Below are 2,424 nucleotides of genomic sequence, written 5' to 3' on the forward strand. Positions count from 1 at the left end.
ACATTGCGTGCATAGGCTTTTACCAGAGAAGCCAGGTGCGAGGCAGCTGATGCGACGTCTTCATCAATGAGTAAATATAATTTTCCTTTGAAGCCGGGACTCTTCGGAGCGTACACCGGATTATATTTGACGTTCTGCATATTCCGGCCATTATGTAACGCCGGGAAATAATCCTTTAGCATGGCCTTTCCGGCAGCCTTTTCTGCGGAGTCCATCCTGGCAGCGGTAGACACCCCCCAAAAATAAGCTTCATACGGCAGCGCATCAAAGATGGTATACGCCAGTGTATTTTCTTTGAATCCGGTACCTGTCAGGTACATCATTGGTTGTTCAAAGGTGGGATCGCTGCCACCGGGATTGCTACGGATATCCAAAATGAGGTGAGGTACGTTGTTCTTACTGAGGGCCTGGAACACGCTGTCGATAAACGCTACATATACCGGAAAGGCCGGGTCCTCTGTTCCGCTGGCCATGGAGAAAATCCGCAGGTTCAATAAACCGGTGGAGGGATTCACCATTTTAAAACTATACTTAGGCTGCACGGTGTAGTCGATCACACTATCTACCGGCGCACTATGGCGTAGTACTAAATTGGCTTTTCGTTCCTCCAGCGATACAGCCGGCACGGTCACGGTTTGTTGTTGGGTGCTACCCGGCGATGAAAACCGGATAGCAAAACTATCCTGGATGCCATACTCATACAGGTAACGCAACCCATAACTTCTGTTCACGCTGCCGGATAGTTTTGCTGTTTGGGTAAAACCATCTGCCGTCATATACTTGTAGAAAGACTGCATCAGTTGTTTGTCTTCCACACCATTGATACTTATTACCCGCGACCCTACGGGAATTTGTGTCGTTTTACTATTGAAGACGATATTGCCTTCTATGTATTTAAGCGCAAAAGGAAAGAAACCGCGCTGTTGATTATAATACCTGACAAGGTCCGCAGCTGGTTCCGTATAGTTATGGCAGCTTCCTTCAAAATCCGTCAGCTGCAAAATGATTTTATAAAAGTCCAGGGTCGACATAGGCTGACGCACTTCTCTAAAAGCCCATTTATAAATGCTGTCGATTTGTTGTTGACTGCGGTAACGATACAGGCCGGAATTGGCCTTTTTACGGATATCCAGAAAGAGTTGCAGGTCCTCCTTCATCTCCTGCGGAGGAAGCTGCGGGTTGTAGACCGACAAACTGTCGGATACTTGTTTAGCGGGTATAGACTGCGCCCAGCCCTGATGTACCAGGAGTAATAAAAACAGTACTTTCTTCATATTTTTTCCGGGTATTCTTTTAAAGAAGTAATGGATCGGATAGAAGTCATTCCATTTTGCAAAAACTGAAGATAGTACAATCGCAGGTAACCTGATATCTTAAAATGTACTTTTACAAGTAACAAATAAGACTTGGAAGAAAGTTATTTTAAATCATCTAAATTCTTCCACCATGTCTACCACTACCGCCCTGGTATGGCTTGCCACCACCGTACTGCTTGCATCCTGCAGTAAGGGTGTTACCAGCCCAACCGACCCGGCTACTGAAACCAGTAACGGACCTGTATTCCCCGTCGCCTTTCAGCTCAATGACTTTTCGCAGGAGCTGGATACCTTTGGACGTAAGGCCAACGCCACTCCCCTGCTCGCGAAAGATTCCCTGGAAGGTCATGTAACCTACCTTTACTACAAGGTATACGGTACCGGGGCGCAGGCGGCCGTAAAACATGTGATCGTGCAAAAAGCCGGCAGCCCTTCTTTTGGTGTGATCCGGGATACCTTGCCAGCAGGTAATTACCAGTTTACATTGCTGGCCACGAGTGATGAATATATTTCCCACACCGACAACATCGGCTTCAAATACCCTGGCAGCGATGCTTTCAGCACCCACTTTGACAAAGTGATTAATGGGGCAGCCAATGCGGAAGTTTCTCTCGATCGTATTGTAGCAAGACTCCAGTTTATTATCCAGGACCCGCTGCCGGCAGATGCCGGCTGGCTGGACATTCAGTTCACCGGTATTCCCAGGGTATTTAATTTTCCTACCGGAGAAGTAAGTAATGAGAATAACGGAAACGCCTGGTCTAATTACGGTGGCTATCAGTTTGAGATACCTGCTTCCAACCGGGGCAAACCGGGTTTTAAAACACAGGCTTATTTCCCTTTGCAAGGTAGCTATACCGTTCCGGCTATTACCGTTACCTGTAAAGGGGTGTATGGTAATGTACTTGGCCGCAAAGTGATTAACAACGTTCAATTTGAAGCCAACAAACGTACTGTTTTAAAAGGCGATCTCTTTCCAACAGGCAATGGTGGTGTAGAAGTAGACCTCAACGACACTGCGTGGAAATCCGATAGCATTGCGGTATTCTTCTGATGGTGCTAAACAGCTGTGGTGATCCCTGCCACGGCTGTTGATATTTATAACGCG

The 2,424-nt window shown here is 46.9% G+C and carries 2 protein-coding genes; one reads left to right on the forward strand and one right to left on the reverse strand.

What is annotated here, in order from left to right; genetic code table 11:
* The coding region (locus VIP81_RS11095) for a S41 family peptidase (protein WP_331959923.1) at nt 1–1,274 on the reverse strand (1,274 nt) is incomplete at its 3' end.
* A gap of 172 nt (nt 1,275–1,446) precedes the next feature.
* Here VIP81_RS11095 and VIP81_RS11100 point away from each other — a divergent pair.
* Nucleotides 1,447–2,370 (forward strand): hypothetical protein, encoded by a 924-nt coding sequence (locus VIP81_RS11100; RefSeq protein ID WP_331959925.1) that lies wholly within the window; start codon nt 1,447–1,449, stop codon nt 2,368–2,370.
* Nucleotides 2,371–2,424 lie beyond the last annotated feature (54 nt).

The sequence above is a fragment of the Chitinophaga sp. genome, assembly GCF_036566945.1.
Lineage (GTDB): Bacteria > Bacteroidota > Bacteroidia > Chitinophagales > Chitinophagaceae > Chitinophaga.